At 64.5% G+C, this 26,897-nt stretch carries 24 protein-coding genes; 11 read left to right on the top strand and 13 right to left on the bottom strand.

Annotated elements, in window-relative coordinates:
• Positions 1 to 95 precede the first annotated feature (95 nt).
• The 5 genes from ACNFHO_RS03350 to ACNFHO_RS03370 all read right to left on the bottom strand — a co-directional run bounded on the left by ACNFHO_RS03350 (position 96) and on the right by ACNFHO_RS03370 (position 7,052).
• Complete coding sequence (locus ACNFHO_RS03350) at positions 96 to 1,676, bottom strand: aldehyde dehydrogenase (NADP(+)) (RefSeq protein WP_112898385.1); 1,581 nt, start codon at positions 1,674 to 1,676, stop codon at positions 96 to 98.
• Positions 1,677 to 1,832: 156 nt separating this feature from the next.
• On the bottom strand, positions 1,833 to 3,386 hold the full coding sequence (gene garD / locus ACNFHO_RS03355; RefSeq protein ID WP_151924565.1) for a galactarate dehydratase: 1,554 nt from the start codon (positions 3,384 to 3,386) through the stop codon (positions 1,833 to 1,835).
• Between the two features lie 79 nt (positions 3,387 to 3,465).
• Positions 3,466 to 4,821 (bottom strand): MFS transporter, encoded by a 1,356-nt coding sequence (locus ACNFHO_RS03360; RefSeq protein WP_054890770.1) that lies wholly within the window; start codon positions 4,819 to 4,821, stop codon positions 3,466 to 3,468.
• Between the two features lie 103 nt (positions 4,822 to 4,924).
• Complete coding sequence (kdgD, locus tag ACNFHO_RS03365; protein WP_054890769.1) at positions 4,925 to 5,836, bottom strand: 5-dehydro-4-deoxyglucarate dehydratase; 912 nt, start codon at positions 5,834 to 5,836, stop codon at positions 4,925 to 4,927.
• 403 nt (positions 5,837 to 6,239) lie between these two features.
• Entirely contained in the window at positions 6,240 to 7,052 is an 813-nt protein-coding gene (locus ACNFHO_RS03370; protein ID WP_063545051.1) for a gamma-glutamyl-gamma-aminobutyrate hydrolase family protein, read from the bottom strand.
• A gap of 416 nt (positions 7,053 to 7,468) precedes the next feature.
• Here ACNFHO_RS03370 and ACNFHO_RS03375 point away from each other — a divergent pair, with 416 nt between their 5' ends.
• The gene (locus ACNFHO_RS03375) at positions 7,469 to 8,509 is read left to right on the top strand and encodes an Ldh family oxidoreductase (protein ID WP_414155543.1); all 1,041 of its coding nucleotides are present in this window, start codon (positions 7,469 to 7,471) and stop codon (positions 8,507 to 8,509) included.
• A gap of 88 nt (positions 8,510 to 8,597) precedes the next feature.
• On the opposite strand, the gene ACNFHO_RS03380 is transcribed toward ACNFHO_RS03375, so the two are convergent.
• The gene (locus tag ACNFHO_RS03380) at positions 8,598 to 10,757 is read right to left on the bottom strand and encodes a TonB-dependent receptor (RefSeq protein WP_416765218.1); all 2,160 of its coding nucleotides are present in this window, start codon (positions 10,755 to 10,757) and stop codon (positions 8,598 to 8,600) included.
• A gap of 62 nt (positions 10,758 to 10,819) precedes the next feature.
• Positions 10,820 to 11,230, bottom strand: coding sequence for a DUF2946 domain-containing protein (locus ACNFHO_RS03385; RefSeq protein ID WP_112898382.1), 411 nt, complete (start codon positions 11,228 to 11,230; stop codon positions 10,820 to 10,822).
• A gap of 369 nt (positions 11,231 to 11,599) precedes the next feature.
• Between ACNFHO_RS03385 and ACNFHO_RS03390 the strand changes: the two genes are divergently transcribed.
• The 8 genes from ACNFHO_RS03390 to ureG are packed head-to-tail and all read left to right on the top strand — an operon-like array spanning position 11,600 to position 17,144.
• Positions 11,600 to 12,433, top strand: coding sequence for an urease accessory protein UreD (locus tag ACNFHO_RS03390; RefSeq protein ID WP_416765221.1), 834 nt, complete (start codon positions 11,600 to 11,602; stop codon positions 12,431 to 12,433).
• An 11-nt stretch (positions 12,434 to 12,444) separates the two neighbouring features.
• Positions 12,445 to 12,747, top strand: a complete 303-nt coding sequence (locus tag ACNFHO_RS03395; RefSeq protein ID WP_054890764.1) for an urease subunit gamma — start codon at positions 12,445 to 12,447, stop codon at positions 12,745 to 12,747.
• A 19-nt stretch (positions 12,748 to 12,766) separates the two neighbouring features.
• A complete protein-coding gene (locus tag ACNFHO_RS03400) occupies positions 12,767 to 13,084 on the top strand; it encodes an urease subunit beta (RefSeq protein ID WP_054890763.1) in 318 nt (105 codons plus the stop codon).
• Entirely contained in the window at positions 13,081 to 14,784 is a 1,704-nt protein-coding gene (ureC, locus tag ACNFHO_RS03405) for an urease subunit alpha (protein WP_416765222.1), read from the top strand. The genes ACNFHO_RS03400 and ureC overlap by 4 nt, the downstream gene beginning before the upstream one ends.
• A gap of 10 nt (positions 14,785 to 14,794) precedes the next feature.
• Positions 14,795 to 15,262 (top strand): urease accessory protein UreE, encoded by a 468-nt coding sequence (ureE, locus tag ACNFHO_RS03410; RefSeq protein ID WP_112898380.1) that lies wholly within the window; start codon positions 14,795 to 14,797, stop codon positions 15,260 to 15,262.
• A gap of 27 nt (positions 15,263 to 15,289) precedes the next feature.
• Complete coding sequence (locus ACNFHO_RS03415) at positions 15,290 to 15,835, top strand: HupE/UreJ family protein (protein ID WP_063545045.1); 546 nt, start codon at positions 15,290 to 15,292, stop codon at positions 15,833 to 15,835.
• Entirely contained in the window at positions 15,835 to 16,509 is a 675-nt protein-coding gene (locus ACNFHO_RS03420; protein ID WP_054890759.1) for an urease accessory protein UreF, read from the top strand. The genes ACNFHO_RS03415 and ACNFHO_RS03420 overlap by 1 nt, the downstream gene beginning before the upstream one ends.
• A gap of 11 nt (positions 16,510 to 16,520) precedes the next feature.
• Positions 16,521 to 17,144: an urease accessory protein UreG gene (gene ureG, locus ACNFHO_RS03425; RefSeq protein ID WP_054890758.1), complete on the top strand. Its 624-nt coding sequence runs from the start codon at positions 16,521 to 16,523 to the stop codon at positions 17,142 to 17,144.
• A 64-nt stretch (positions 17,145 to 17,208) separates the two neighbouring features.
• On the opposite strand, the gene ACNFHO_RS03430 is transcribed toward ureG, so the two are convergent.
• The 3 genes from ACNFHO_RS03430 to ACNFHO_RS03440 all read right to left on the bottom strand — a co-directional run bounded on the left by ACNFHO_RS03430 (position 17,209) and on the right by ACNFHO_RS03440 (position 21,043).
• Positions 17,209 to 18,786 (bottom strand): hypothetical protein, encoded by a 1,578-nt coding sequence (locus ACNFHO_RS03430; RefSeq protein ID WP_416765225.1) that lies wholly within the window; start codon positions 18,784 to 18,786, stop codon positions 17,209 to 17,211.
• A 126-nt stretch (positions 18,787 to 18,912) separates the two neighbouring features.
• Complete coding sequence (locus ACNFHO_RS03435; RefSeq protein WP_054890756.1) at positions 18,913 to 19,407, bottom strand: DUF934 domain-containing protein; 495 nt, start codon at positions 19,405 to 19,407, stop codon at positions 18,913 to 18,915.
• The gene (locus ACNFHO_RS03440; protein WP_063545044.1) at positions 19,391 to 21,043 is read right to left on the bottom strand and encodes a nitrite/sulfite reductase; all 1,653 of its coding nucleotides are present in this window, start codon (positions 21,041 to 21,043) and stop codon (positions 19,391 to 19,393) included. Before ACNFHO_RS03440 ends, ACNFHO_RS03435 begins: the two co-directional genes overlap by 17 nt.
• Positions 21,044 to 21,257: 214 nt before the next feature.
• Here ACNFHO_RS03440 and ACNFHO_RS03445 point away from each other — a divergent pair, with 214 nt between their 5' ends.
• Positions 21,258 to 22,337 (top strand): ABC transporter substrate-binding protein, encoded by a 1,080-nt coding sequence (locus ACNFHO_RS03445; RefSeq protein WP_416765228.1) that lies wholly within the window; start codon positions 21,258 to 21,260, stop codon positions 22,335 to 22,337.
• A gap of 294 nt (positions 22,338 to 22,631) precedes the next feature.
• Here the strand turns inward: ACNFHO_RS03445 and ACNFHO_RS03450 are convergent, their stop codons facing one another.
• Genes ACNFHO_RS03450 through ACNFHO_RS03460 form a run of 3 tightly spaced genes read right to left on the bottom strand, consistent with a single transcriptional unit; the run spans position 22,632 to position 24,948 of the window.
• On the bottom strand, positions 22,632 to 22,850 hold the full coding sequence (locus ACNFHO_RS03450) for a DUF2970 domain-containing protein (RefSeq protein WP_054890753.1): 219 nt from the start codon (positions 22,848 to 22,850) through the stop codon (positions 22,632 to 22,634).
• A gap of 53 nt (positions 22,851 to 22,903) precedes the next feature.
• The gene (locus ACNFHO_RS03455) at positions 22,904 to 23,737 is read right to left on the bottom strand and encodes a TIGR03915 family putative DNA repair protein (RefSeq protein WP_054890752.1); all 834 of its coding nucleotides are present in this window, start codon (positions 23,735 to 23,737) and stop codon (positions 22,904 to 22,906) included.
• Positions 23,728 to 24,948 (bottom strand): putative DNA modification/repair radical SAM protein, encoded by a 1,221-nt coding sequence (locus tag ACNFHO_RS03460; RefSeq protein WP_153773757.1) that lies wholly within the window; start codon positions 24,946 to 24,948, stop codon positions 23,728 to 23,730. Before ACNFHO_RS03460 ends, ACNFHO_RS03455 begins: the two co-directional genes overlap by 10 nt.
• Before the next feature lie 255 nt (positions 24,949 to 25,203).
• Here ACNFHO_RS03460 and mqo point away from each other — a divergent pair, with 255 nt between their 5' ends.
• Positions 25,204 to 26,778, top strand: a complete 1,575-nt coding sequence (mqo, locus tag ACNFHO_RS03465; protein ID WP_416765230.1) for a malate dehydrogenase (quinone) — start codon at positions 25,204 to 25,206, stop codon at positions 26,776 to 26,778.
• The last annotated feature ends 119 nt before the right edge of the window (positions 26,779 to 26,897 follow it).

The raw sequence follows: 26,897 nt of genomic DNA on the forward strand, positions 1-26,897 counted from the left end.
ACCCTGTGGGAGCGGGCTTGCCCGCGAACACGGGCGTAGCCCGTGCCAGGCAGCGCGCTATCTTTTTCGCGGGCAAGCCCGCTCCTACAAGCGCGTCAGAGCGCGCGGTCGCTCCACTGACCATTGACCAGGCGTCGCAGCCCCAGTGGGTTACCGTCCTGCAGGGCCTTCGGCAGCAAGGCCTGCGGGTAGTTCTGGTAGCACACCGGACGCAGGAAGCGATCGATGGCCAGGGTGCCGACCGAAGTACCGCGGGCGTCGGAGGTGGCCGGGTAGGGGCCGCCGTGCACCATGGCATCGCTCACTTCCACACCGGTCGGGTAGCCGTTGACCAGAATCCGTCCGACTTTTTCTTCCAGCAGCGGCACCAGCCAGGCATAGGCCTCGAAGTCTTCAGGTTCGCCGATCAGGGTGGCCGTGAGCTGGCCGCGCAGGCCCAGCAGCGCGGCGCGCAATTGAGCATCGTCACTGACTTCGACGGCCACGGTGGTGGGGCCGAACACTTCTTCCTGCAGCAGCGGGTCGGCGTCCACCAGCAGGCGTGCGTCGGCCTTGAACAGCTGGGCACGGGCCTGGCTGCCTGCCTGCGCCTGGCCGGCCAGGTGCTCGATGCCGACGTGCGCTTGCAGGTGTTCCAGCCCGCTCACATAACTGCGCAGGCCGCCGGCATTGAGCAGGGTCTGCCCAGCCTGCTGCGCCAGGTGTTGGCCGAGGTCGGCGAGCAACTGGCTGAACGGCGCCGACTGCAGGCCGATCACCAGCCCTGGGTTGGTACAGAACTGACCGGCGCCCAGGCACACGGAGCCTGCCAGTTCACGGGCGATGGTCTCGCCGCGTTTGGCCAATGCGCCAGGCAGCACGATCACCGGGTTGATGCTCGACATCTCGGCGAATACCGGGATCGGCTGTGGACGTTCGGCGGCCATGCGGCACAGGGCGTCGCCGCCCTTGAGCGAGCCGGTGAAGCCGACCGCCTGGATGGCCGGATGCTTGACCAGCCACTCGCCCACGCCGCCGCCGAAAACCATGTTGAACACGCCTTTGGGCATGCCGGTGCGTTCGGCCGCACGGACGATGGCGCAACCCACCAGGTCGGCGGTGGCCATGTGGCCGCTGTGCGCCTTGAACACCACCGGGCAGCCGGCGGCCAGCGCAGCTGCGGTGTCGCCGCCTGCGGTGGAAAAGGCCAGCGGGAAGTTGCTGGCACCGAACACCGCCACCGGGCCTACGCCGATGCGCATCTGGCGCAGGTCGACCCGTGGCAGGGGTTGACGGTCCGGCAGCGCCAGGTCGATACGGGCACCGAGGAAATCACCCCGGCGCAGCACTTGGGCGAACAGACGCATTTGCCCGCTGGTACGGCCGCGCTCGCCCTGAATGCGGGCAGCGGGCAGCGCGGTTTCGCGGCAAACGATAGCGACGAAGCTGTCGTCCAGCTCATCCAGTTCGGCGGCAATCGCGTCGAGGAACTCGGCGCGACGGGTGGGTGGCAACTGGCGGAACTCGGCGAAAGCGGCGGCAGCGGCTTTGGCGGCTTGATCGACTTCGTCTTCGGTAGCTTGCATGAAGCTGTAGGGCAGGGCCTCGCCCGTGGTGGCGTCCAGGCTCTGCAGGCGCTGTTGGCCGGCGGCACTGCGCTGGCCGGCGATGAAGTTATGGCCGAGGATCTCAGGCATGGGGTGCTCCTGTAGTCGCTGAAGGAATAATGTTGTCTGGGCGGGTTCGCTTGCCCCCCAGTGGGAGCGGGTTCACCCGCGAAGCAGACGACTCGGTGTATGGCACCGGCGGCGCCGGTGTTCGCGGGTAAACCCGCTCCCACAGAGAGAACGCTGTCAGGTAATCGGTGCCGGGTTGAACAGGGTGATGTCGTTGTGCAGCTTGTGCCGCTCGGCCCAGGTCTGCTTGCGGCCGCTGGCAACGTCCAGGTAGTAGTGGAACAGCTCCCAGCCCAGCTCCTCGATGCTTGCTCGACCGCTGGCGATGCGCCCGGCATCGATGTCGATCAGGTCGGGCCAGCGCTGGGCCAGTTCGCTGCGGGTGCAGACCTTGACCACGGGGGCCATGGCCAGCCCGTAAGGTGTGCCGCGACCCGTGGTGAACACGTGCAGGTTCATGCCCGCTGCCAGTTGCAGGGTGCCGCAGACGAAGTCGCTGGCCGGCGTCGCGCAGAAGATCAGGCCTTTGCGTGCGACGCGCTCGCCTGGGCCGACCACGCCCTGGATCGCAGCGCTGCCGGACTTGACGATCGAGCCCAGGGACTTTTCGACGATGTTCGAGAGCCCGCCTTTCTTGTTGCCCGGCGTGGTGTTGGCGCTGCGGTCGGCTGCACCCTGTTGCAGGTAGCGGTCGTACCAGTCCATTTCGCGTACCAGCGCGTCGGCCACTTCCGGGGTTTCGGCGCGGGAGGTGAGCATGTAGATGGCGTCGCGGACCTCGGTGACCTCCGAGAACATCACCGTGGCACCGGCGCGCACCAGCAGGTCGGCGGCATAGCCCAGCGCCGGATTGGCGGTGATGCCGGAGAAAGCGTCGCTGCCGCCGCACTGCATGCCCAGGATCAGCTCACTGGCCGGCACCGTTTCGCGACGGCGCTGGTCGAGCTTCTTCAGGCGGGTTTCAGCCAGCTGCATGATCTGTTCGATCATCTCGACGAAACCCAGCGAAGCGTCCTGCAGGCGATACAGCCAGGGCTCGCTGAGGTCCACGGACGGGTCGTCTTCGTGCATCACCTGGCCGGCCTGCAGCTTTTCGCAACCCAGGCTGATGACCAGGGCTTCGCCGCCCAGGTTGGGGTTGCGCGCCAGGTTGCGCACGGTGCGGATGGGGATATAGGCGTCACGCGCGTTGATCGCCACGCCACAGCCGTAGCTGTGGGTGAGGGCGACCACGTCATCGACGTTGGGGTACTTGGGCAGCAGCTCGTCGCGGATGCGTTTGACCGCGTGGTCGAGCACGCCGGTCACGCATTGCACGGTAGTGGTGATGCCGAGGATGTTGCGGGTACCGACGGTGCCGTCGGCGTTGCGATAGCCTTCGAAGGTAAAGCCTTCAAGTGGTGGCAGGGCCGCGGGCACTGCGTCGCAGCGCGGCAGGCTGTCGAGTTCGGGGGCGGCGGGCATCGATAACTGGGTTTCCTGAACCCAACTGCCCTGACGCAGGTCTTGCAGGGCATAACCGATGATCTGTCCATAGCGGCGTACAGGCTCGCCCTGGTGGATATCGACGGTGGCGACCTTGTGGCTTTGCGGCACGCCCTCGACCAGGGTCAGGCCATCGGCGAAGCGCGCACCTTCGCCCAGGCCACCGTCATTGACCACCACCACGACATTGTCGTCATCGTGCAGGCGGACGTAGCGGGGCGACTCGGAATGTTCGATCAACTGCATGGTCAGGCCCTTCTTGTCATTTCTTTCAGGCTTTTATCCGGCTACCGACGCCCGCTGCGGGGCGTCGGCGTGCTTCAGGTCACTGGCGCGAGCCGGCCAGTTCGGCGTTCGGCGCCGCTTGCGGCCCGGCTTCTTCCTTGAGCTCGATGCGCTTGATCGGGCCGACGATCACCAGGTAGCTGAATACCGCTACCAGCGCATTGGCGCCCACGTACACCAGCGCCCATTTGAACGAGCCGGTGGCGCTGATGATGTAGCCGATGACGATCGGCGTGGTGATCGACGCGATGTTGCCGAAGGTGTTGAACAGGCCACCCGAGAGCCCCGCGATCTGTTTGGGCGAGGTGTCGGCGACCACGGCCCAGCCCAGGGCGCCGATGCCTTTGCCGAAGAAGGCCAGGGTCATGAAGCCGACCACCATCCACTCGGCGTCGACGTAGTTGCAGAAGACCATGGTGGTCGACAGCAACAGGCCGCAGACGATGGGCAGCTTGCGCGAGAAGGTCAGCGAGTTGCCGCGGCGCAGCAGCCAGTCCGACAGCACTCCGCCCAGCACCCCACCGATGAAGCCGCAGATGGCCGGCAAGGAGGCGATGAAGCCGGCCTTGAGGATGGTCATGCCGCGCTCCTGCACCAGGTACACCGGGAACCAGGTCAGGAAGAAGTAGGTGATGGCGTTGATGCAGTACTGGCCCAGGTACACGCCCAGCAGCATGCGACTGGTCAGCAGTTGCTTGATGTAGCCCCATTTCGGGCCGTCGTTGCTGCGTTTCTGGTCCATGTCCACCAGGCCGCCGTTTTGCTCGATGTGCTCGAGTTCGGCCTGGCTGATGCGTGGGTGCTGGCGAGGGTTGTAGATGGTCTTCATCCATACCATCGAGAACAGGATGCCAAGGGCGCCCATGACCACGAACACATGCTCCCAGCCGAAGGTGAACACGATCCAGCCCATCAGCGGTGCGAACAGCGCGGTGGCGAAGTACTGCGCCGAGTTGAAGATCGCCGAAGCCGTGCCGCGTTCGGCGGTGGGGAACCACGCCGCAACGATCCGGGCATTGCCCGGGAACGACGGGGCTTCGGCGAAACCGACCAGAAAGCGCAGGGTGAACAGGGTGACGACCGCCCAGGCCACCGGCAGGCCGCCGACGAAACCTTGCAGCAAGGTGAACAGCGACCAGGTGAAGATGCTGAATGCGTAGACGTTCTTCGAACCGAAGCGGTCGAGCAACCAGCCGCCGGGAATCTGCCCGGCCACGTAGGCCCAGCCGAAGGCGGAGAAGATGTAACCGAGGGTGACCGCGTCGATGCCCAGATCCTTCTGCAGGCTTGAACCGGCGATGGCGATGGTGGCGCGGTCGGCATAGTTGATCGTGGTCACCAGGAACAGCATGAACAGGATCAGGTAGCGTACATGCGTCTTTTTCGTCGCTTGCATGCTGGTGTTCTCCCACTATTTATTGTTGTGCGGGGCATTCGGGTTGTGGGCCGGAGCGCGGGTGGCACTCCGGCAGCGGCATTGGCAGGCCGCGGGGCTGCGCTTATTGCGGGCCCATCTTGTCCATCAGGGCGGCGAGCATTTCGTACTCTTCGCCGGTGAGGTCGGTCAGCGGGGTGCGTACCGGGCCTGCATCATAGCCAGCAAGCTTGGCGCCGGCCTTGACGATGCTCACGGCGTAACCGGCCTTGCGGTTGCGGATGTCCAGGTATGGCAGGAAGAAGTCATCGATCAACTTGCCGACCGTGGCGTGGTCGTCGCGGGCGATGGCGTTGTAGAAGTCCATTGCGGTCTTGGGGACGAAGTTGAACACGGCCGAGGAGTAGACCGGCACGCCCAGCGCCTTGTAAGCCGCAGCATACACCTCGGCGGTCGGCAGGCCACCCAGGTAGCTGAAGCGATCGCCCAGGCGGCGACGAATCGACACCATCAGCTCGATATCACCCAGGCCATCCTTGTAGCCGATCAGGTTCGGGCAGCGCTCAGCCAGTTTTTCGAGCTGCGCCGCGTTCAGGCGGCAGACGTTGCGGTTGTAGACCACCACACCGATCTTCACCGAATTGCACACGGCCTCAACGTGGGCGGCTACGCCGTCCTGGCTGGCTTCGGTGAGGTAGTGCGGCAGCAGCAGCAGACCTTTGGCTCCCAGGCGCTCGGCTTCCTGGGCGTACTCGATGGCCTGGCGGGTAGCACCGCCCACGCCAGCCAGGATGGGTACGGAGGTGGCGCAGGTATCGACGGCAGTCTTGATCACCTGGCTGTATTCGCTGGCAGCGAGGGAGAAGAATTCACCGGTGCCACCGGCGGCGAACAGTGCGCTGGCACCATAGGGGGCCAGCCATTCCAGGCGCTTGATGTAGCCGGCGGGGTTGAAGTCGCCCTGGGCGTTGAAGTCGGTGACAGGGAACGACAGCAGGCCGTGGGAGAGGATGGATTTCAGTTCTTGTGGATTCATTGTTGTAGGCATCCTGTGGGCGCTTGGGTAAGAAGGTGTACCAAGGTGAGAGGTAAGTTATCGTACAACTTGTCCGATGACTAGCCCTGCCCGAGAAATTTTTGCAGCGATGCCTATCCGCTGGGCCCTGTCGCGGTGCGTGGCAGCTGCCGGCGGATCACCTGGAACTGCGCTTTTGTGGGAGCGGGCTCGTCCCGCGATAGCGCCGCAACAGCCAACCGAAACGGCCGATCGTGCACTGCGGTCGATCAGTCATCGTATGTCTTCAGGAAAAAAAGATCGCGGAGACAGGCACAAGCCCGCCGCCCGCTTCCACGGGAGGTGTTCTGGGACCAGCAGAGGGTGACCGGGGAAGCGGGGGCGACCTTGCGCCGCCCCGCGATCAAAGCTGACGAAGAGGGGGTCAGGCCGCCTGGTGGCGTTTGCTGGCCTGGGACTTGCGGACCTGGGCGCGGCAGGCGTCGCCGAAGGCTTGGAACATCTTGATCGAATCCGGGTTCTTCGCCGCTTGCCACTCGGGGTGCCACTGCACCGCGAACAGGAAGGGCGAAATGCTCGGTGCATGAATGGCCTCGACCAGGCCATCTTCGGCGTGGGCGATCGGCTCGATGCCTTCACCCAGGTTGCGCAGACCCTGACCGTGCAGCGAGTTCACGCGGATCTCGTCGGTGCCCAGGGTTTCACGCAACCAACTGCCGGGTTTGATCTTCACCCCGTGGGAGGCGGCGTATTGCACGTCTACCGGGTCTTCAGGGTTTTCGCGATGGTCGTTGAAGCCTGGTTCGGCGTAGACCTTCTGGTAGATGTCACCACCCAGGGCCACGTTGATTTCCTGCATGCCGCGACAAATGCCGAAGATCGGTAGGCCGCGGGCGATGGCCAGTTGCACCAGGGGGATGTCGAACAGGTCGCGGTTCTTGTCCTGGGCCTTGCCGGGGGTTTCGTTCTCCTGGCCATAGAGGGCCGGATCGATATTGCTGCCGGCGCCGGTCAGGTAGATGCCGTCGGCCATGTCCAGGTACGCCTCGAGGGCGTCGGTGCCGCAGCAGGTCGGGACCAGGACCGGGATGCAGTCGGCGAAATCGACCAGGGGAGTGATGTATTTATGGGTCATGACCTGATAGTCGTGACCTTTGCGCTCTTGGCTGCCCATGGTCATCAGGACGACGGGCTTGCGCAGGGAGGGTTGCTTGTTGCCAATGTTGCTGTTGGACATATGTCACCTTGGGACAGGTTTTACCTGTCGTTGTTGTGCAGGTCCGCGGCCTTGGGCCCTTGATGCGTGACCTGTGGTCCCGAGCACTGCCGGCGCGGCTTGAAGGCTGCGGAACCGGTCGGAACATGCTTCATAGCTTGCCAGAGCCGTTTAATATGTCAAACGACTGACGCGTCGGCTTCATCGGGTAATCGGCCTGTTTTCGGGGGCTTTACCTGCTGCAAGCCTGAGCCGACAAGGCTTTGGCAGGGGCGTAGGTCAATAATATTTAACGATGCAGTCGGGTCTTTGCAGCGCTGCAATAAACCTGGCGTTTGCGGCGCTGGCCGGATTTGACAGCACACCCTCGCCGAGGGAAGAGTGGCAGGCAGTGCCCTGGGCCATCGCCATTTCAAATCCAATAAAGGGAGCTTCAGATGTCCGCACCGTCCACAGGTCCTGTCGTACGTGTTCCTCTTGCGCAGTTGCAGGAGCGGTTGCAGCAGATCTTCCAGCGTCATGGATGCAGCGACGCAGTGGCCGCAGTGCTGGCCGCCAACTGCGCCAGCGCCCAGCGCGATGGTGCGCACAGTCATGGTGTGTTCCGCATGCCGGGTTATGTCTCGACCCTGGCCAGCGGCTGGGTCGATGGCGCTGCGGTGCCCGAGGTCACGGATGTCGCTCCAGGCTTCGTGCGGGTCGATGCCAGGGGCGGTTTCGCCCAGCCAGCCCTGGCGGCGGCACGCACGCTGTTGGTGGAGAAGGTGCGGCAGGCGGGTATTGCCGTGCTGGCTATCCATAACTCCCACCATTTCGCGGCGCTCTGGCCAGATGTGGAACCCTTTGCCGAAGAGGGCCTGGTTGCATTGAGTGTGGTCAACAGCATGACCTGCGTGGTGCCCCATGGCGCACGCAAACCGTTGTTCGGCACCAATCCCATCGCCTTCGCGGCGCCGTGCCAGGGGCTCGCCCCGATCGTCTTCGACATGGCCACCAGTGCCATGGCCCATGGCGATTTACAGATCGCTGCGCGCCAGGGTGAGCAATTGCCGCCAGGTGTCGGCGTCGATGCCGAAGGTGAGCCGACCACCGATCCCAAGGCGATTCTCGAAGGCGGCGCCTTGCTGCCGTTCGGTGGGCACAAGGGCTCGGCGCTGTCGATGATGGTCGAACTACTCGCGGCGGCGCTGACGGGCGGGCATTTTTCCTGGGAGTTCGACTGGTCGCAACATCCAGGCGCCAAGACCCCCTGGACCGGGCAGTTGATCATTGTCATCGACCCGAGCAAGGCCGAAGGCGGGCGTTTTGCCGAGCGCAGTCGTGCATTGGTAGAGCAGATGCACACGGCGGGGTTGTCGCGTTTGCCGGGGGAGCGGCGGTTCAGGGAGCGGGCGGTTTCGCAGCGCGAAGGCGTGGCGGTCAGCGAGCAGGAGTGGCAGGGGCTAGAACGTTTGCTGGCGTCGGATCGACCGATGTAGCGTACCCATCCTTGCGAGCATCAAGCTGGCGCGCTCCCATAGGTGGCACGCCAGCATTCAGATGCTTTGCTCTGCGCGTAGTGCCGCGCTAGAACTTCACATCCATCGCCACCTCGAAGGTGCGCGGCGCGCCCATGTAGTACTGCTGCCCATAAGCCTGCTTGGCATACACCTCATCGGTGAGGTTGCGTACGCGACCGGTGAGGGTGGTGTGTTGGTCCAGGCGATAGCGGGCGAAGGCGCCGAACAGGGTGTAGGCGGGGGCCTTCAGGCTGTTGGCGTTGTCGGCGTAGACCGAGTCTACGTAGCGAGCATCCACGCCGGCCGACCAGTCTTGAGTGAAGGCATAGCTCAACCAAAGGTTTGCGACGTTGGCCGGCACGTTGACCGGCGCATTGCCTTTGCGAGATACCGACACGCCGCCCACCGCTTCGTTGAATTCATCGTATCGGGCATCGACATAGGCGTAGTTGGCCTCGGCCAACAGCTTGGGCGTGACCTGCAGGCGCCCGGACAGCTCGATACCGCGCGAGGTCTGCTGGCCCGCCTGCACCGTCAGGTTGGGATCGTTGGCGTCACGCACCGCGAAATCCTTGCGCACGATCTGGTAGACCGCCACGGTGGCGGCGCCGCGTCCGTCAAGGAAGTCGAACTTGCTGCCGGCCTCCCACTGTTCGCCCTTGGACAGGTCGAACAAGCCGACGTTGGAATAGGTCGCCGATGCCAGCGAACCGGCTGGCAGGTCGGCGGAGTTGCTGTACTGCAGATAGACACTGGCTGTCGGCGTCAGCTCGTAGGTCAGGCCGATGCGTCCGGACAGCGGCTCCCAGCGGCGCTCGAAGTAGGCCGGCGAGCTGGGGCTGACCGGGCCATAGTTGGTGACCTGCATGTCCAGGTAGTCGTAGCGCAGGGCCGTCAGCAGGGCCAGGCGGTCGGTCAGTTGCAGGCGGTTCTCGGCGAACAGCGCGCGATTGAGCACCTCGTTGCGTCGCTGTTTGGTCAGGCCGCGATTGACGCCCGGAATGTCGTAGAAGCTGCCGGGGTCGAAGTGATCCGGATCGACCACGTCGCTGTAGCTGCCCGAGGTCGGGTACAGGGTCTGGTGCATGCTCGACCAGTCCAGCCCCAGCGACCACTGGCTGCTCAGCCCGAACAGGCTGTTGTCGTGGCGCAGCTCGACGCGATCGCCGATCACGCTCTGCTGGTGGCGCTGCAGGTAGGGGCTGGAGCGCACCACGTTGCCGGCGCTGTTGTAACGGTAGCTTTCAAGATTGCGGTAATCACGCTGGGCATTGTAGTGGTAGAGGGTGTTCTGCACGCTGGTGCTGTCGCTCACCTGGTAATCGAGGATCGAGCGCAGCCAGCGCACTCGCTGCTCGTAGCGTCCGTCGGCGACGTTGTAGTTCTCGAAGCGGCGGCTCTTGTCGATCTTCATGGTGCTGCGCCCCGGCAGGATGGGCGAACCCCAGTAGGGGCTGTCCTCTTTGTCTTCCTGGTACTCCAGGGCCAGGGTGTGGGTGAGGTTGGGCGAGAGGTCGCTGAGCAACGAGAAGGCCAGGCTGTCGGTGTTGCGCTGGTTGCGGTCGATGTAGCCATTGCCCTGGCTGTGGCTGAAGTCCAGGCGCGCGAAATGGCGGGCATCGGCGGGGTTCTCGGCCAGGGCCTGGTTGATGCCGAAGGCGACTTCCGAGTCGTCGTAGCTGCCGTAGCGGATGCGCCCATCAAGGGTTTGCGCTTCGCGGCTGGCGAGCTTGGTGATGTAGTTGATCGAGCCACCCACGGCACCGGCGCCATGCAGGAACGACGACGGTCCGCCGATCAGCTCGACCCTATCCAGCACCCAGGCATCCACCGGACGGGTGGCGCTGCTGTAGCCCAGGTTGATGCCGTTGTAGAGCTGGGTCACCTGGTTCTGGGTGAAGCCACGGTAGGCGACGAAACCACCGTAGCCGGGGTTGGCCGAGGCGTTGACGCCGGTCATGGCGTTGATCACGTCTTGGCTGTCCTTGGCGTCACGCTGCTCGATCACCCGGCGGTCCGAGACGCTGACCGAAGCGGGTGTCTGCCGTGCGGTGAGGCCCAGGCGCGAGCCGGTACGGATCGGTTCGTCCAGTTGCACGCCGGAGGGCGCCTGCTGTTCGGCGTCGATGGTGGTGGCGTCGAGTTGCACGGGGGCGACGTCGGCCCAGGCACAGGTGCAGGTGCAGGTGGTGCCCATCAGGAGCACCAGAGAAGTGTTGCGGATCATGTTGTAGTGATTCCACGCAAAGGTCATGGCTGACCCGCGGGCACGGGCGTGCCCGCCTGGGGTCAGGCGAGGGGAGCTGCTGCGGGGAAATCGGAAGGGGATGCGCGGGGCGGGATGGCGGGGCGCAGGTAGCGCGGCGGCGGCTGCGCCCAACTGCGCACGATGATCGGCGAGGGGGCCCCGCTGTGTGCTGCAGGGAATGACCACAGGCTACCGGTCAGCGGCACGGCCAGTGCAAAGGAGGAGCATACCGGGCAATCGAGCTGGGCCATGTGCTGGTCGCTGCTGCTGTCGCCCAGGTCGATGGCCGGGCCTTTGCCGGTGCTGTCGAGGGCGCAGAAACCACCGTCCAGGCCCGACAGACGCAGGCCACTCATCTGGCCGTGGTGCAGGCCACAGAGCAACAGGCTGAACAGAACGCTGGCATAGAGCGTCCAGGCGGTCAGCGAACGTGTCCGACGGGTGGTTTTCATGGCCGCGAATCTACCATTCGGATGGCGGGGAGGGTGGCGGTGTTGGTGTGGTGGATTGTCGCAGCGCCGTGGCGAATATCGCGGTGCCGTTTTCGCGGGTAAGCCTGCTTGAAGCACTCTACAGCCACTGACGCAGCCCCTGGGCCCATAAGCACCGAAACCGGGCTCAAGGCCGCTCCGCGGTTGTGCGCGGCGCCCTATCCCGGAGCGGCGACCGAAAAATTTCATCTTCGTTCATCTGCGGAGTTGGCCCGCAACCTGCTATATCAGTTCAGCAATTCAGACAAGCGGTCATTGCGTACCCCATCGTAGGTAAACGCGACAGATCAGCCAATATTTAGCCACACCACGGATTTCAGGGGCTGCAGGATGTCGTCCGCGCAACAATTCGAACAATCTGAAGGCGATAGCGGCTGGAGTGCTCACCTGCAATTGCGCTTCGTCAAGCGCGGGGGCGTGACTCGCCTTGGTGCGCGCAAACATTACGGCCCTCTTTTGGTGCAGCGCCCGTTCTATCCTGAAGGCGCGCCGTGTCATGTCTACATCCTTCACCCGCCCGGCGGCATCGTCGCAGGTGACCGGCTCGAACTCGATATCCATCTGGAGCCTGGGAGCCACGCGCTGCTGACCATGCCGGGCGCGAGCAAGTTCTACCGCAGCATCGGTCCGACCGCGCAGCTGGCGCAACGCTTCCACCTGGCGGCTGACAGCACGCTGGAATGGCTGCCTCACGACAGCATCTTCTTCGACGGCGCCCGCGCCCGGCTCGACAGCCGTTTCACCCTTGAACCCGGCGCTCGCCTGCTGGCCTGGGAAACCTTGTGCCTGGGCCGTCCGGTGATGAACGAGCACTTCGATCATGGCGCCCTCGACAGCCGGCTGCAGGTCGAGCTGCCCCACGAGCCGGGGCTCCACGAGCGCCTGCGCATAGAGGGCGGGCATCTGGAAAAACTCGGCGGTTATCCGCTGGTCGCGACCTTCTGCGCCGCACCTGCCGATACGCACCTGCTCGAGCAGGTACGCCAGGTGCTCGACGACGTGGACACTCCGGCTGGCGCGACCCTGCTCGGGCCGTTGCTGGTGATTCGCCTGCTCGATAACGACAACCAACATGTGCAACGCACCCTGCAGCGCCTCTGGCATCTGTTGCGCCCGGCCGTCCTGGGCCTGGCGCCGAGCCCGCCGCGCATCTGGGCCACCTGAGAGAGCCTCCCATGGAGCTGACCCCGAGAGAGAAAGACAAACTGCTGCTGTTCACGGCCGCGCTGGTCGCCGAGCGCCGCCTGGCCCGTGGATTGAAGCTCAACTACCCGGAAGCTGTGGCACTGATCAGCGCCGCAGTGATGGAGGGCGCGCGTGACGGTCGCACGGTTGCCGAACTGATGAGCCTGGGCCGCGAGGTGCTCAGCCGTGACCAGGTCATGGAGGGCGTGCCGGAGCTGATCCCCGACGTCCAGGTGGAAGCGACCTTCCCCGATGGCACCAAGCTTGTGACGGTCCACGAGCCTATCGTCTGACGCTGCCCAGGAGGCATTCATGATTCCCGGAGAAATCCAGGTCGCCGCAGGCGACATCGAACTCAATGTCGGCCGTGAAACGGTCAGCGTCAGCGTTGCCAATCATGGCGACCGCCCGGTGCAGGTCGGCTCGCACTACCACTTCTACGAAGTCAACGATGCGCTGGTGTTCGAGCGCGAACCAGCCCGGGGTTTTCGCCTGGACATCCCCGCCGGCACCGCCGTGCGTTTCGAGCCTGGCCAGTCACGTACCGTGCAGTTGGTGGCCTACGCCGGCAAGCGTGAAGTGTATGGCTTCCAGGGCAAGGTGATGGGCGCGCTGGAGGGCAAGGCATGAGCCGTATTTCCCGTCGGGCCTACGCCGACATGTTCGGGCCCACCGTCGGCGACCGCGTGCGCCTGGCCGATACGGCGCTGTGGGTCGAAGTCGAGAAGGACTTCACGATCTATGGCGAGGAGGTCAAGTTCGGTGGTGGCAAGGTCATTCGCGATGGCATGGGGCAGGGCCAAATGCTGGCTGCCGAAGCTGTGGACCTGGTGCTGACCAATGCGCTGATCATCGATCACTGGGGGATCGTCAAGGCCGACATCGGCGTGCGCGGAGGGCGTATCGTCGCCATCGGCAAGGCGGGCAACCCGGACATTCAACCCGGCGTCACCATCCCGGTTGGCGCAGCAACGGAAGTGATCGCCGCCGAGGGCAAGATCGTCACCGCAGGCGGCATCGACACACACATCCACTTCATCTCCCCGCAGCAGGTGGATGAAGCCCTGACCAGCGGCGTCACTACCTTCATCGGCGGCGGCACCGGTCCGGCGACCGGTACCAACGCCACCACCTGTACGCCGGGGCCCTGGTACCTGGCGCGCATGCTCCAGGCTGCCGACAGCTTGCCGATCAACATCGGTTTTCTCGGCAAGGGCAACGTCTCCAAGCCCGAACCGCTGCGCGAGCAGATCGCCGCCGGCGCCATGGGCATGAAATTGCACGAAGACTGGGGTTCGACGCCGGCGGCCATCGATTGCTGCATGAGCGTGGCCGAAGAGATGGACATCCAGGTCGCGATCCACAGCGATACGCTCAACGAATCCGGCTGCATCGAGGACACCCTGGCAGCGATTGGCGATCGCACCATCCACACCTTCCACACCGAAGGGGCGGGCGGTGGTCATGCGCCGGACATCATTCGGGCGGCGGGGCAGGCCAACGTGCTGCCGTCCTCGACCAACCCGACGTTGCCCTACACCATCAACACCGTGGATGAGCACCTGGACATGCTCATGGTCTGCCACCACCTGGACCCGAGCATTGCCGAAGACGTGGCCTTTGCCGAGTCGCGTATCCGCCGCGAGACCATCGCCGCCGAGGACATCCTCCACGACATGGGCGCGTTCTCCATGACGTCGTCCGACTCCCAGGCCATGGGCCGGGTTGGCGAAGTGGTGCTGCGGACCTGGCAGGTGGCCCACCAGATGAAGGTGCGTCGTGGGCCCTTGGCGCCGGACAGCAGCTACAGCGACAACTTCCGGGTCAAGCGCTACATCGCCAAGTACACCATCAATCCGGCGCTGAGCCATGGCATCGCGCACGAGGTCGGTTCGGTGGAGGTGGGCAAGCTGGCCGACCTGGTGGTCTGGTCGCCAGCGTTCTTCGGTGTCAAGCCGTCGGCGGTGATCAAGGCCGGCCTGATCGTCACGGCGCCCATGGGCGATATCAACGGCTCGATCCCGACCCCGCAGCCGGTGCACTACCGTCCGATGTACGCAAGCTTCGGTGCAGCTCGCCACGCCACGCGCATGACTTTCCTGCCCCAGGCCGCCATGGACCGTGGGCTGGCCGAGGAGCTCGGGCTGCGCAGCCTGATCGGGGTCACCCGCGGCTGTCGCCGAGTGCGCAAGGCCGACATGGTGCATAACGGCCTGCAACCGTTGATCGAGGTCGATGCCCAGACTTACCAGGTGCGCGCCGATGGCCAGTTGCTGGTGTGCGAACCGGCCAGCGAACTGCCGCTGGCCCAGCGTTATTTCCTGTTCTGAAGGAGCAAGCATGATTGTCCTGACCCGCCGTGTCGCCGAGGCTGCTTCGGTCACCGGTACTGTCACCCTGGATGTGGACAGCCGAATCAAGAGCCGCCTGCGCGTGACCCTCGACGATGGCCGCGATGCCGGCCTGATGCTTGAGCGCGGCCATCTGCTGCGCGGTGGCGAACTGCTCGCCGATGCCGATGGCCAGCATCTGGTGCAGGTGCTGGCGGCACCGGAGCGTGTGTCCACGGTGCGCTGCGCCGATCCGTTGTTGCTGGCGCGTGCGGCCTATCACCTGGGCAATCGCCATGTGCCGTTGCAGATCGAGGCCGGCCTTTTGCGCTACCAGCATGATCATGTGCTGGACGAAATGGTGCGCGGCCTGGGCCTTGAGGTGCTGATCGAGCAGGCGCCGTTCGAGCCGGAGGCTGGCGCCTACCAGAGCGCCCCTCACGGCCACGCCCACGATCATCCCTTCGTTCGCCTGTAATCCTTCCGAATTGCTTTGGAGCACACAATGAAAAAAGCCCTTGCCCTGGCGTTACTGATGATTGCCTTGCCAGCCTTCGCCCACCCCGGCCACGACAACAACCCGCTGCAGGATGGCCTGCTGCACCCGCTGACAGGCCTGGACCACTTGCTCATGCTGCTGGGTACCGGCGTATTGGCCGCGCTGACCCGACGCAACCTGAGCTTGCCCCTGGCCACCCTCTCGGCGATGTTCGGCGGCGCGGTGCTGGGGCATCTGTTCGGTGACCTGGTCGGTGTCGAAACCATGATCTCCATTTCGCTGGTGGTGGCCGCCTGCGCCATGCTGCTGCCCAACCGCCAGGTGCTGCTGGCCCTGGCCATGCCGGTGTTCGCCCTGTTCCATGGCTGGGCCCACGGCGTGGAAGCGACGCCCAGCGCGTTCTGGATGTTCAGTGCAGGCTTCGTCACCGTCAGTGCGCTGCTGCTGGTGGTCGGGTTCGGCGTAGGCTGTCTGCTGCGCCGCCACAGCAAGCTGCAGAAGCTGTTCGGTGGTGGCTTGCTGGCCGGCGCCGCGTTCGTGCTGGCCGGCTGATGAGCAGCGACCTGGCGCTGTTGCGTCTGCTGCAACTGGCGAGCCCGGGCCTGCCGGTGGGTGGTTTCACCTACTCGCAAGGTCTGGAGTGGGCCGTCGAGGCCGGTTGGGTGCGTGACACGGCCGGCTTTTGTGCCTGGCAGCGTGAGCAGTTGCACGACACCCTGGGCTGTCTCGACTGGCCGTTGCTGGCGCGCCTCTACCGCGCATGCCAGGACGATGATGCCGAGGCCTTCGCACGCTGGACCCAGTTTCTGCTGGCCAACCGGGAGACGGCCGAGCTGCGGCTTGAAGAACGCCAGCGGGGCAGCGCCCTGGCGCGGCTGCTCGATGGCTGGCAACTGGCCCAGGCGCCGGCCTGGCGTGAGAGCATCGAGCTATCCCAGCTCGGTGGCATGGCCTGGCTGGGCGCGCACTGGTCGATCCCGCTGCGCGACCTGGCCCTCGGCCATGGCTTCGCCTGGCTGGAAGGCGCCGTCATGGCCGGGGTCAAGCTGGTGCCTTTCGGCCAGCAGGCGGCCCAGACCTTGCTGCGCGACTTGGGCGCCGAGTTGCCCGCCGTGCTCGACCAGGCCCTGACCCTTGGCGATGACGAACTGGGCGGTGGCCTGCCGCTGCTGGCCATTGCCTCGTCACGACACGAAACCCAATACACCCGTTTGTTCCGTTCCTGAGGACTGCCAACATGCAAAGCTATCAGCAACCCCTGCGCGTCGGTGTCGGTGGCCCGGTCGGCTCCGGCAAGACCGCGCTGCTCGAGGCCCTGTGCAAGGCCATGCGTGACCATTACCACATCGCCGTGGTGACCAACGATATCTACACCAAGGAGGACCAGCGCATCCTCACCGAGGCTGGGGCCCTGGAGCCTGAGCGTATCGTCGGTGTCGAGACCGGCGGCTGCCCGCACACCGCGATTCGCGAGGACGCCTCGATGAACCTGGCGGCGGTCGAGGCGCTGGCGCGCAAGTTCGGCAACCTGGAGGTGATCTTCGTGGAGAGTGGTGGCGATAACCTGAGCGCCACTTTCAGCCCGGAACTGGCCGACCTGACCATCTACGTGATCGACGTTGCCGAAGGCGAGAAGATCCCGCGCAAGGGCGGGCCGGGCATCACCAAGTCGGACTTCCTGGTGATCAACAAGACCGACCTTGCACCTTATGTCGGGGCTTCGCTGGAAGTGATGGAGCGCGACACCAACCGCATGCGCCCCGAGCGACCCTGGACGTTCAGCAACCTGAAGAAGGGTGACGGGTTGCAGGCGGTGATCGATTTCATCGTCGATCGCGGGATGCTGGGGGTGCGGGGGTAAGCCTTCTCTGAGCTTGACTGAGTCCCTGTGGCGGCGGCGGTTCGCCGCTCCCACAGGTCCTTTGTCAGGCCGCGATCTTCGACGGATCGGTCTGCAGCAACCAGCGACTGCGCTGCGATTGCAGCAGCCCTTCGAGCAGCGACACACCGCGATCGCGCTGGGCGATGCGGTCCTGCTCGAATGCATCCCTGAGCAGGTTCAGCACGTTGCGCGACTGGGTCACTGCCTTGGGCGTGGTCACGTCGCTTTTCAGGTCGCCATCGACATAGGTGAGGATCCGCTCTTTCTGGCTCGCCTGCTGGGTCGCGCTGGCTTCCACCAGTTGGCCTTTGTCATAGGCCAGGCGGGTGGTGCTGCTGGCCTGGTCGTCGATCAGGTGGTAGCTGTAGTTCTGCGACTCGCGGTCGCTGCCCAGCACCAGGTTGGTCAGCGGATTGAGGCCGCGGTGGAACGAGGCGGTGAGTTTGCTCTGCTGGTTCTGCTCCACCGACCGGTCCTGCAGGCCACGGTTCTTGACCGTGGTGCTCTGCGAGGTGCTGAAGGTGAAACTGTCGGTTTCGTCCAGGCGCATCGGGTTGCTTCTGCGTGTGGTTTCGCTGATCGAGGCGCTGAAGTCGGCCAGGCCGCTGAGCAGGGCACGGTCCTTGTCGTTCAGGGCCGTCGGGCTTTGCACCGCAGGTTGGCGATTGTCGTCGATGCTGTTGAGCTGGGTGAACGCGTTCTTGAACAGGTTCATCAGGTTCTCGTCGCCACGGCCACGGCGCTGGGCGGCGTCGAACTGGGTCAGGTAGTTGTCGATCGCCGCCTTGCGCTGCGCCGACTTGCCCAGCAGCTCGGCGTCCTGGGTGTCCAGGCTCAGTTGCACCTGGCCGGTCGGGCCCTGCAGGCTGAGGCTGCGCGCCTTGTCATCGAGGCTCAGGGAGAAGGTCTGCTCGCCGCTCAGGGACTCGAACTTGCTGCTCATCTGCAGGGCGCTGAACAGCTTCGGATCGAGCTTGACCAGTGCGCCGAGCTTGAGCTGGGGTGGCACCTCGTTGAGGCCATCGATGGTGGACTGGAAGGCGTCGGCGAGGTTGCCCAGGCCTTTGAGTTCTTCGCTGCTGAGCGAGCCGCCTTCGACTTCCGCGCTCACCGCCAGGCCCTTTTCGCTGCTGGCCAGCGACAAGCGAATGGTCGCGCCGGACGCGGTGGTCAGGCTGAAGGTGACGCCGCTGTCAGGATTCTCGCGCAGGCGCTGCTGCTGCAGCTTGAGCACGCCAGGGTCGATTGGAGAGTCGTCGCTGAAGGCGAACACCGACTGCGAGATGTTCTTTCCGCCGTTCTGTGCGAGCTGTTCGATCAAGGCCGCACCAATGCCTTTGAAGCGGCCCGCGCTGCTGGATGACTGGAAGGCGGTCTGCAGCGTGGTGGCGAGCTTGTCCTGGCTGTCCTTTTCCCAGACATAGCGGACCTGGCCTGGCAGCAGACCCTGGCGCGAGTAGGTCTCGGAATCGCTGATGGTGTTGCTCTGGCCGAGAACCACGCTGGTGCTCGGGACTGCCGAGACACTGGCGATGCCGGTCGGGTTGCTGGCGCTGGCCGGGGCCGGTTGCGGGGCAGTCAGGACCGGGGCCAGGCGCTGTGCAGCTGTTATCGGATTCATTAGCGTCCTGCCGAATAGAGATACGGGTACACCAGTGATATCGGCAGGCCAGCACTCAACATTAGAAAAAACGCGCAAACGAAACGGCCCGCCAGAAGGCGGGCCGTTCGTTACAGCAGGCGGCGATCAGCGGCGGCGGAACAGCGGCAGCGGCTCGTCGGTGGCACCCTGGTAGGTGACCGAGAAGTCCTTCAGGCTCTGCAACGCGTCTTCCGGGTCCTTGTCGGCACGGATGGCGAAGGCATCGAAGCCGCAGCGGGCCATGTAGAACAGTTGGTCGCGCAGTACGTCGCCAATGGCGCGCAGCTCGCCCTTGTACTGGTAGCGATCACGCAGCAGGCGCGCATTGGAGTAGTTGCGCCCGTCGGTGAAGGCCGGGAAGTTCAGGGCGATGACCTGGAAGTGCTGGACGTCCTCGCCGATTTCCTCGGCTTCTTCGTCACTGTCCAGCCACACGCCCAGGCCGCCGTCGCGGGCCTTGAGGGCATGGGCATGGTCGCGCCACAGCTGCAGTGGAACGATGTAGTCGTCGCAGTTGGTCAGCTCGTCGAACGAGGTTTCCTTGGGCAGCAGGTGCCAGGTTTCGTCGATGAGCTGGTTGTTCTTAATGATTCGCTGCATAGACGCGTTCCTTGAATGGGTCGATGCCGATACGCTGGTAGGTGTCGATGAAGCGCTCGTCTTCGTTGCGCTGCTCGACGTACACGTTGATCAGCTTCTCGATCACGTCAGCCATGTCGTCCTGGGCGAAGGAGGGGCCGAGAATTTTGCCCAGGCTCGCATCACGCGCGGCGTTGCCGCCCAGCGACACCTGGTAGAACTCCTCGCCTTTCTTGTCCACGCCGAGGATGCCGATGTGGCCCACGTGGTGGTGGCCGCAGGCGTTCATGCAGCCGGAAATGTTGAGGTCGAGCTCGCCGATGTCGAACAGGTAGTCCAGGTCGTCGAAGCGGCGCTGGATGGATTCGGCGATCGGGATCGACTTGGCATTGGCCAGCGAGCAGAAGTCGCCGCCTGGGCAGCAGATGATGTCGGTCAGCAGGCCGATGTTGGGCGTGGCGAAACCGCCTTCACGCAGTTCCAGCCACAGTGCGTGCAGCTGGCGCTGCTCGACGTCGGCGAGGATGATGTTCTGCTCGTGCGAGGTGCGCAGGAAGCCGAAACTGTAGCGCTCGGCGAGGTCGGCCACGGCATCGAGCTGCTTGTCGGTCAGGTCGCCTGGAGCCACGCCGGTAGGTTTGAGCGAGAGGGTCACGGCCACATAGCCAGGCTTTTTGTGCGCACGGGTGTTGCGCGAACGCCAGCGGGCGAACCCTGGGTGCTCCTGGTCCAGGGCGCTGTAGTCGACATTGTCGAGGGCCTGGTACTCGGGGTCGATGAAGTGACGCGAGACGCGCTGGACTTCTGCTTCGGTCAGGGTGCTGTTGCCGCCACGCAGGTGGGCCATTTCGGCCTCGACCTTCTCGGCGAACACTTCTGGCGTCAGGGCCTTGACCAGGATCTTGATCCGCGCCTTGTACTTGTTGTCACGACGGCCGTAACGGTTGTACACGCGCAGGATGGCGTCGAGGTAGCTGATCAGGTCCTGCCAGGGCAGGAACTCATTGATGAACGAACCGACCACCGGCGTGCGGCCCAGGCCGCCACCGACCAGCACGCGGAAGCCCAGCTCGCCGGCTGCGTTGCGCACAGGCTCAAGGCCGATGTCGTGCACTTCGATGGCCGCGCGGTCTTCCTTCGAACCGTTGATCGCAATCTTGAACTTGCGCGGCAGGTAGGCAAATTCCGGGTGGAAGGTGGTCCACTGGCGGACGATCTCACACCAGGGGCGTGGATCGATCAGCTCGTCGGCGGCAACGCCGGCAAACTGGTCGGTGGTGGTGTTGCGCAGGCAGTTGCCGCTGGTCTGGATCGCGTGCATCTGCACGGTGGCCAGTTCCGCCAGGATGTCCGGGATGTCTTCCAGCGCAGGCCAGTTGAACTGCACGTTCTGGCGGGTGGAGATGTGCGCGTAGCCCTTGTCGTAGTCGCGGGCAATCTTGGCCAGCATGCGGACCTGGCGCGCGTTCAACTGGCCGTAGGGCACGGCGACGCGCAGCATCGGGGCGAAACGTTGGATGTAGAGGCCGTTCTGCAGGCGCAGAGGGCGGAATTCTTCTTCGCTCAGCTCACCGGCCAGGTAGCGGCGGGTCTGATCACGGAACTGCTTGACGCGGTCCTCGATGATCCGCTGATCGTACTCGTCGTATACGTACATAAAAGTCCTGTCTCAGGCTGCATGCAGCTAATCGCGCGCACGGCCGCGCACTCCGGGTCGGAGCGGGGGAACGATAACAGGTTGTATTTATGCGCTAAAGTGATGTTTTTGCATATGAAAAGAACCATTTGGACTAAGTGAGACTGGCTGCTATTTATCCGTGATGGCCATGCGCCGTTATACTGTATCCTTTGCTTTTGCAGGGATGTCTCGCATGGTCATCAGGACGCTGTGCCGCAGCCTGTGCCTGGGTCTGCCGCTGGTGGCAAGCGCCCAAGCCGCTTCGGTGGTTTTTCTCAATCCCGGGTTGTCCGATGAGACGTTCTGGGTTGGCTATTCGCGTTTCATGCAAGCGGCGGCCGACGACCTGGGCATGGATCTGCGCGTGGAGTACGGCGAGCGCCAGGCCGAGCGGCTACTGGAGCAGGCGCGGGCGATCCTGCAGGGCGAGCACAAGCCCGACTACCTGGTGCTGGTCAACGAGCAGTATGTGGCGCCAGAGATCATGCGCCTGTCGCAGGGCAGCGGGGTCAAGCTGTTGTTGGTCAACAACGGCCTGACCGAGGGGCAGGCCGAGGCGATTCAGGCACAGCCGGGCAAGTACGCGCCGCTGCTCGGCTCACTGGTCGGCAATGACGAACAGGCGGGTTACCAGATGCTGCACGATCTGGTCGCCAGCCTGCCCCGAACAGGCGAACCGATCGAGCTGCTGGCGTTTGCCGGCATCAGCACCACGCCTGCTTCGCAACTGCGCGAGCAAGGCATGCGGCGGGCGTTGGCCGAGTTTCCGCACGTACGCTTGCGCCAGCTGGTGTATGGCGGCTGGAGCCGCCAACGGGCCTTCGAGCAGGCCAAGTTGCTGTTGCAGCGCTATCCGCAGGTGCGCCTGGTGTGGTCGGCGAACGACCAGATGGCGTTCGGTGCAATGCAGGCGTTCGAGGCGGCTGGCCTGGTGCCGGGACGCGATGTGTTGTTCAGCGCGGTCAACAGTTCGCCCGAGGCCTTGCAGGCGCGCGTGGATGGGCGGCTGAGCGTGCTCATGGGCGGGCATTTCAGCCTGGGCGGCTGGGCCATGGTGATGCTGCATGACGACGCCCGGGGCCTGGCGATGGACCGTGACGGGCAACACCTGTACCGCCTGCCGGTGCTGCAGGCCATCGATGCGGTGAAGGCGCAGCGCTGGCTGGAACTGAGCGCCCGCAAAGGCTATGGCATCGACTTTCGCCGCTACAGCGCAGAGGGGCGGGGCACCGACTATCGCTACCCGTTCCTGACGTCACCCGTCGATTATTGAAAGACCCTGCTTGAGCAAAGGGCATTGCTGGACTTAACTGCTGGTGTGACGTGCATTCCCATAACCACTACAAGAGGCAATGCAATGGGAAACCCGACCAAGCTCCGCAAGCCTGACAGCAGTGTCGACGCCTGGGCGATCCTGTGCCTGATCGTGCTGGTTGTCGTGACCGCTGTGTACTGGGTCAGCCATCAGTAACGCAAACTTCAGACCGTGAACTGCAACCTGAGCCGCCCGCGGGAGGGAATTCCGCGGGCGGGTGCGTTCTGGCTTGCGCACGCAAAAATGACTGTTTCACCGCCCCGTCAGATGCATCGCCAACTGCACCAGCCCCACCAGCACCAGGATGAACACGAGGGTGAACATCACCCCCATCACGATGAAGTGGCTGGCCTTGCCGTGGGTGAAGTCGCGCGCGCGGTTCTTGCCGCTCTGCACGCCGAAGGCGGCAGCCAGGATGCTGTGCAGCATCTGCCAGAAGGTGGGTGGCTTGCCTTGGCTGGAATCGTCCATGGTGGCTCCCGGAAATCAGAGGCAATCAGCGAAAGTGTAGGCAACAACGGCGCTCAGCGCCCGACCCGCTTGCCACGTTGCAAGCCAACCTCCAGTGCCTGCCCGTCGCGTTGCTTGCCTTGGCGCGCCAAACCTTCGAGCTGGGGAATGAGCATGCCCTCGGGCAGGTGGCGCCAGAAACGCCCCGGCATGTGCAGGCGTAGGGCATCAGGGTTCAGCCGCGCCGGGTTGAAGGTGGAGCGGTAGTAGGTACGCCACAGCTCGGCGCCGGGATCTTCGGCATGACGCGCCCAGTCGACCCATTCACGGGGACACTGCCGACGGTAGTCGAGCTCGCTGCCGTCGAAGCGTATGCCATCGGTGGGCGTTGCGATCAGCCAGCGCTGGCGCCCGAGGCGGTCGGCAAAATGGCCACTGGCGCTTTCGAGGATGTCATGGGCAGGTTCGTGGTAGGCCACCAGGTCCAGTTGCAGGCGCTCGGCGACCGCTTCCGGCAACGGCACGAAGCGCACGAAGGCGTGCAGGTGATGCGCCTCGCGGGAGACCTGCTTGATACGCCGCTGCAACTCGCTGCCCAGGCGGTCGCCGGCGAGCATTGCCGTGCGATCTCCATGGGCGACACGCCAGAGGACTTCGTACAGCAGGTTCCAGCGTTGTTCGCCGCGATAGCGAGCGGCCTGCTCGAGCTGTGCCAGCAAGGCCGCGGGCACCCGCGCACGGAAGGGGCCGGGCCCTTGTGGCAAAGGCGTGGGGATGGCCAGCAGGTCGTCCATCGGCCCCTGGCCCCAGGTCACCTCGGCCGGGTCGATGCCATGGCCGAGCAGCACCCGCGCCTGGTCGCGCCAGGTGCCGAACAGGTCGTCGCAATCCAGCGCGATCATGCCCATAGCCCCATCTGCACCGGTGCCTGCGGTTCGCGCAGGCGTTGGCGCAGCAAGCCGCTGCGCAGTTCGGCCTGGGCCGGACGGTAATCGCTGGTGACGATGAACGGCCGGGCTTTTTCCAGCACGCAGCGCAGTTGGATCAGATCGTCGTAGCGGATCCGCCGCTCGCGTCGCAGCGCCACCAGCCGCTGTACGCTGCGCAGGCCGATACCGGGAATACGGGCGAGCAGGGCGGGCTCGGCGCGGTTCAGGTCCAGCGGAAAGACCTCGCGGTTAGCCAGGGCCCAGGCCAGCTTGGGGTCGATGTCCAGCGCCAGGTTACCGGCCTGGCCGAGCAGCTCGCCGGCCTTGTAGCCGTAGCCGCGCATCAGGAAGTCGGCCTGGTACAGGCGGTGCTCGCGCAGCAGCGGCGGGGCGGCGAGCGGCACACTGTTCGGGCTGTCCGGGATCGGGCTGAAGGCGGAGTAGTACACGCGCTTGAGACCATAGCCCTGGTACAGCGATTCGGCGTTGCGCAGCAGGGTGCGGTCGTCGGTGGTATCGGCACCGACGATTACCTGGGTGCTCTGCCCGGCCGGTGTGAAACGCGGCGCTCGTGGTTCGCCGGCCACGGCCTGCTGGCCCTGGTGAATCACGCCCATGGCCTGGCGGATGGTGTGTGCCTGTTTTTCCGGCGCCAGGCGCTTGAGGCTGGCCTCGGTGGGCAGCTCGACGTTGACGCTCAGCCGGTCGGCCAGGCGCCCGGCTTCTTCGATCAGCAGCGGATCGGCGTCGGGAATGGTCTTGAGGTGGATGTAGCCTCGGAAACCGTGCTCCTCGCGCAGCAGCCTGGCAACGCGGTTCAACTGCTCCATGGTGTAGTCGGCCGAGCGGATGATGCCCGAGCTCAGGAACAGCCCGCTGATGCAGTTGCGCCGGTAGAAGTCGAGGGTCAGGCGCACCACTTCCTCGGGGCTGAAGCGTGCGCGAGGCACGTTGCTGGAGCGGCGATTGACGCAGTACTGGCAGTCGTACAGGCAAAAGTTGGTGAGCAGCACCTTGAGCAGCGACACGCAGCGCCCGTCAGGGGTATAGCTGTGGCAGATGCCCATGCCATCGGTGGCGCCAAGCCCGTCACGCCCCCGCGAGCTGCGCTTGGGCGCGCCGCTGCTGGCGCAGGATGCATCGTATTTGGCGGCGTCGGCGAGAATGCCGAGCTTGGCGATGAGTTGCATGGGGATGTCTCGAGATACTGGTTTTTCATACAGTATTTGCAGAGCGGTCGAGTTGCAAGAGGCTTCTTGAAGTTGCCTGACGGCTCGACCTCGGTTCCACCACCACAGCCTGAATGCGCGAGCGGCTAACCTGAGTGAATCACTCAGCTAAGCTTGCCTGGGATTTCGTACGCCACAGGCACGAACACTCGGACCAGGGGCAAGGCACATTCACGGATAGGATCGGGGCCAGCGGTGCCTCGACGGAGGGAGCACATGAACAGAGGAATCGCATTCAAACCGGCCCTGGCGGGCCTGGCCCTGGCCTTTGGCCTCACGGCCGTGCAGGCCGCCGAGGGCAAGCGGGTCGATGTGCTGCTGGTGGGCGGCGGGATCATGAGCTCCACGCTGGCCGTGTGGCTCAACGAGCTTGAGCCCGGTTGGTCGATGGAGATGATCGAGCGGCTGGACAAGGTCGCCGAGGAAAGCTCAAACGGTTGGAACAACGCCGGTACCGGGCATTCGGCGCTGGCCGAGCTGAACTACACCCCTGAAAAGGACGGCAAGATCGACATCAGCAAGGCGGTGGAGATCAACGAGTCGTTTCAGGTCACCCGGCAGTTTCTCGCCTGGCAGGTCAAGCAGGGGGTACTGAAGAACCCACGTTCGTTCATCAACGCCACACCGCACATGAGCTTTGTCTGGGGCGATGACAATATCCGTTTCCTGCGCAAGCGCTACGAGGCGCTGCAGGCCAGCCCGCTGTTCAAGCCCATGCAGTATTCGGAAGACAACGCACAGATCGCCAAGTGGGTGCCGTTGATGATGGAGGGGCGCGACCCGAACCAGAAGCTTGCGGTGACCTGGACGCCGATCGGCACAGACGTCAATTTCGGCGAGATCACCCGTCAGTACGTGACGTACCTGCAGACCCGCCCCAACTTCGACCTCAAGCTCTCCAGCGAAGTGCAGGACATCACCCGCAACGACGACGGCTCGTGGCATGTGGAGTACAAGAACCTCAAGGATGGCAGCACGTCGGCCACCGATGCCAAGTTCCTGTTCATCGGTGCCGGTGGCGCGGCGCTGCCTCTGTTGCAGAAGTCAGGCATCCCCGAGGCGAAGGAGTACGCAGGTTTCCCGGTGGGGGGATCGTTCCTGGTGACCGAGAACGCTGCCATTGCCGAGCGCCACATGGCCAAGGCTTATGGCATCGCCTCGACGGGGGCGCCGCCGATGTCGGTGCCGCATCTGGATACGCGGGTGCTCGACGGCAAGCGGGTGATCCTGTTCGGGCCGTTTGCAACCTTCTCGACCAAGTTTCTCAAGGAAGGCTCGCTGCTCGACCTGTTCGGCAGCATGACGCTACACAACAGTTGGCCGATGGTGCGTGTCGGGGTCCGCGAGTTCGACCTGGTGCAGTACCTGATCGGCCAGGTCATGCAATCGGACGACGACCGCTTCGCTGCGCTGCAGACCTACTTCCCCCATGCCAAGAAAGAAGACTGGCGCCTGTGGCAGGCTGGGCAGCGCGTACAGATCATCAAGAATGACCCTGAGCAGGGCGGGGTGCTCAAGCTTGGCACCGAGGTCGTAACCTCTGCCGACGGCTCCATTGCCGGCTTGTTGGGTGCCTCGCCGGGCGCCTCGACCGCGCCACCGATCATGCTCGACCTGTTGCGCAAGGTGTTCAAGGACAAGGTCGCTTCACCACCCTGGCAGGAGAAGCTGCACCAGATCATCCCAAGCTACGGGCTCAAGTTGAACGAGCATCCTGACAAGGTGCAGGAGGAGTGGGACTACACCAATGAAGTGCTGCAGCTGCAGCCTCTGACTTCGCCAGCGGGCTGAGCCCGGCGGTTGGCGGCCCTGGTGCGGGGCCGCCAGATGCGGAGCTATCGTCTCGAAAGCGTGCCGCCATGCCGCAGCTCGCTTTCGTGTTCGCTTGCTAAGATGCGTCCAATCTCAAG

It is taken from the genome of Pseudomonas sp. NY15374 (genome assembly GCF_048068255.1).
GTDB lineage: Bacteria > Pseudomonadota > Gammaproteobacteria > Pseudomonadales > Pseudomonadaceae > Aquipseudomonas > Aquipseudomonas machongensis.

What these genes read in the sequence shown, in the direction of transcription:
- ACNFHO_RS03360 (WP_054890770.1), bottom strand. Translation starts at nt 4,821, where the DNA reads ATGCAAGCGACGAAAAAGACGCATGTACGCTACCTGATCCTGTTCATG.
- ACNFHO_RS03370 (WP_063545051.1), bottom strand. Translation starts at nt 7,052, where the DNA reads ATGTCCAACAGCAACATTGGCAACAAGCAACCCTCCCTGCGCAAGCCC.
- ACNFHO_RS03460 (WP_153773757.1), bottom strand. Translation starts at nt 24,948, where the DNA reads ATGCAACTCATCGCCAAGCTCGGCATTCTCGCCGACGCCGCCAAATAC.
- ACNFHO_RS03445 (WP_416765228.1), top strand. Translation starts at nt 21,258, where the DNA reads ATGGTCATCAGGACGCTGTGCCGCAGCCTGTGCCTGGGTCTGCCGCTG.
- ACNFHO_RS03415 (WP_063545045.1), top strand. Translation starts at nt 15,290, where the DNA reads ATGAAAAAAGCCCTTGCCCTGGCGTTACTGATGATTGCCTTGCCAGCC.
- ureC (WP_416765222.1), top strand. Translation starts at nt 13,081, where the DNA reads ATGAGCCGTATTTCCCGTCGGGCCTACGCCGACATGTTCGGGCCCACC.
- ACNFHO_RS03395 (WP_054890764.1), top strand. Translation starts at nt 12,445, where the DNA reads ATGGAGCTGACCCCGAGAGAGAAAGACAAACTGCTGCTGTTCACGGCC.
- ureG (WP_054890758.1), top strand. Translation starts at nt 16,521, where the DNA reads ATGCAAAGCTATCAGCAACCCCTGCGCGTCGGTGTCGGTGGCCCGGTC.
- ACNFHO_RS03440 (WP_063545044.1), bottom strand. Translation starts at nt 21,043, where the DNA reads ATGTACGTATACGACGAGTACGATCAGCGGATCATCGAGGACCGCGTC.
- ACNFHO_RS03380 (WP_416765218.1), bottom strand. Translation starts at nt 10,757, where the DNA reads ATGATCCGCAACACTTCTCTGGTGCTCCTGATGGGCACCACCTGCACC.
- kdgD (WP_054890769.1), bottom strand. Translation starts at nt 5,836, where the DNA reads ATGAATCCACAAGAACTGAAATCCATCCTCTCCCACGGCCTGCTGTCG.
- ACNFHO_RS03350 (WP_112898385.1), bottom strand. Translation starts at nt 1,676, where the DNA reads ATGCCTGAGATCCTCGGCCATAACTTCATCGCCGGCCAGCGCAGTGCC.
- ACNFHO_RS03420 (WP_054890759.1), top strand. Translation starts at nt 15,835, where the DNA reads ATGAGCAGCGACCTGGCGCTGTTGCGTCTGCTGCAACTGGCGAGCCCG.
- ACNFHO_RS03385 (WP_112898382.1), bottom strand. Translation starts at nt 11,230, where the DNA reads ATGAAAACCACCCGTCGGACACGTTCGCTGACCGCCTGGACGCTCTAT.
- mqo (WP_416765230.1), top strand. Translation starts at nt 25,204, where the DNA reads ATGAACAGAGGAATCGCATTCAAACCGGCCCTGGCGGGCCTGGCCCTG.
- ACNFHO_RS03450 (WP_054890753.1), bottom strand. Translation starts at nt 22,850, where the DNA reads ATGGACGATTCCAGCCAAGGCAAGCCACCCACCTTCTGGCAGATGCTG.
- ACNFHO_RS03455 (WP_054890752.1), bottom strand. Translation starts at nt 23,737, where the DNA reads ATGGGCATGATCGCGCTGGATTGCGACGACCTGTTCGGCACCTGGCGC.
- ACNFHO_RS03400 (WP_054890763.1), top strand. Translation starts at nt 12,767, where the DNA reads ATGATTCCCGGAGAAATCCAGGTCGCCGCAGGCGACATCGAACTCAAT.
- garD (WP_151924565.1), bottom strand. Translation starts at nt 3,386, where the DNA reads ATGCAGTTGATCGAACATTCCGAGTCGCCCCGCTACGTCCGCCTGCAC.
- ureE (WP_112898380.1), top strand. Translation starts at nt 14,795, where the DNA reads ATGATTGTCCTGACCCGCCGTGTCGCCGAGGCTGCTTCGGTCACCGGT.
- ACNFHO_RS03435 (WP_054890756.1), bottom strand. Translation starts at nt 19,407, where the DNA reads ATGCAGCGAATCATTAAGAACAACCAGCTCATCGACGAAACCTGGCAC.
- ACNFHO_RS03375 (WP_414155543.1), top strand. Translation starts at nt 7,469, where the DNA reads ATGTCCGCACCGTCCACAGGTCCTGTCGTACGTGTTCCTCTTGCGCAG.
- ACNFHO_RS03430 (WP_416765225.1), bottom strand. Translation starts at nt 18,786, where the DNA reads ATGAATCCGATAACAGCTGCACAGCGCCTGGCCCCGGTCCTGACTGCC.
- ACNFHO_RS03390 (WP_416765221.1), top strand. Translation starts at nt 11,600, where the DNA reads ATGTCGTCCGCGCAACAATTCGAACAATCTGAAGGCGATAGCGGCTGG.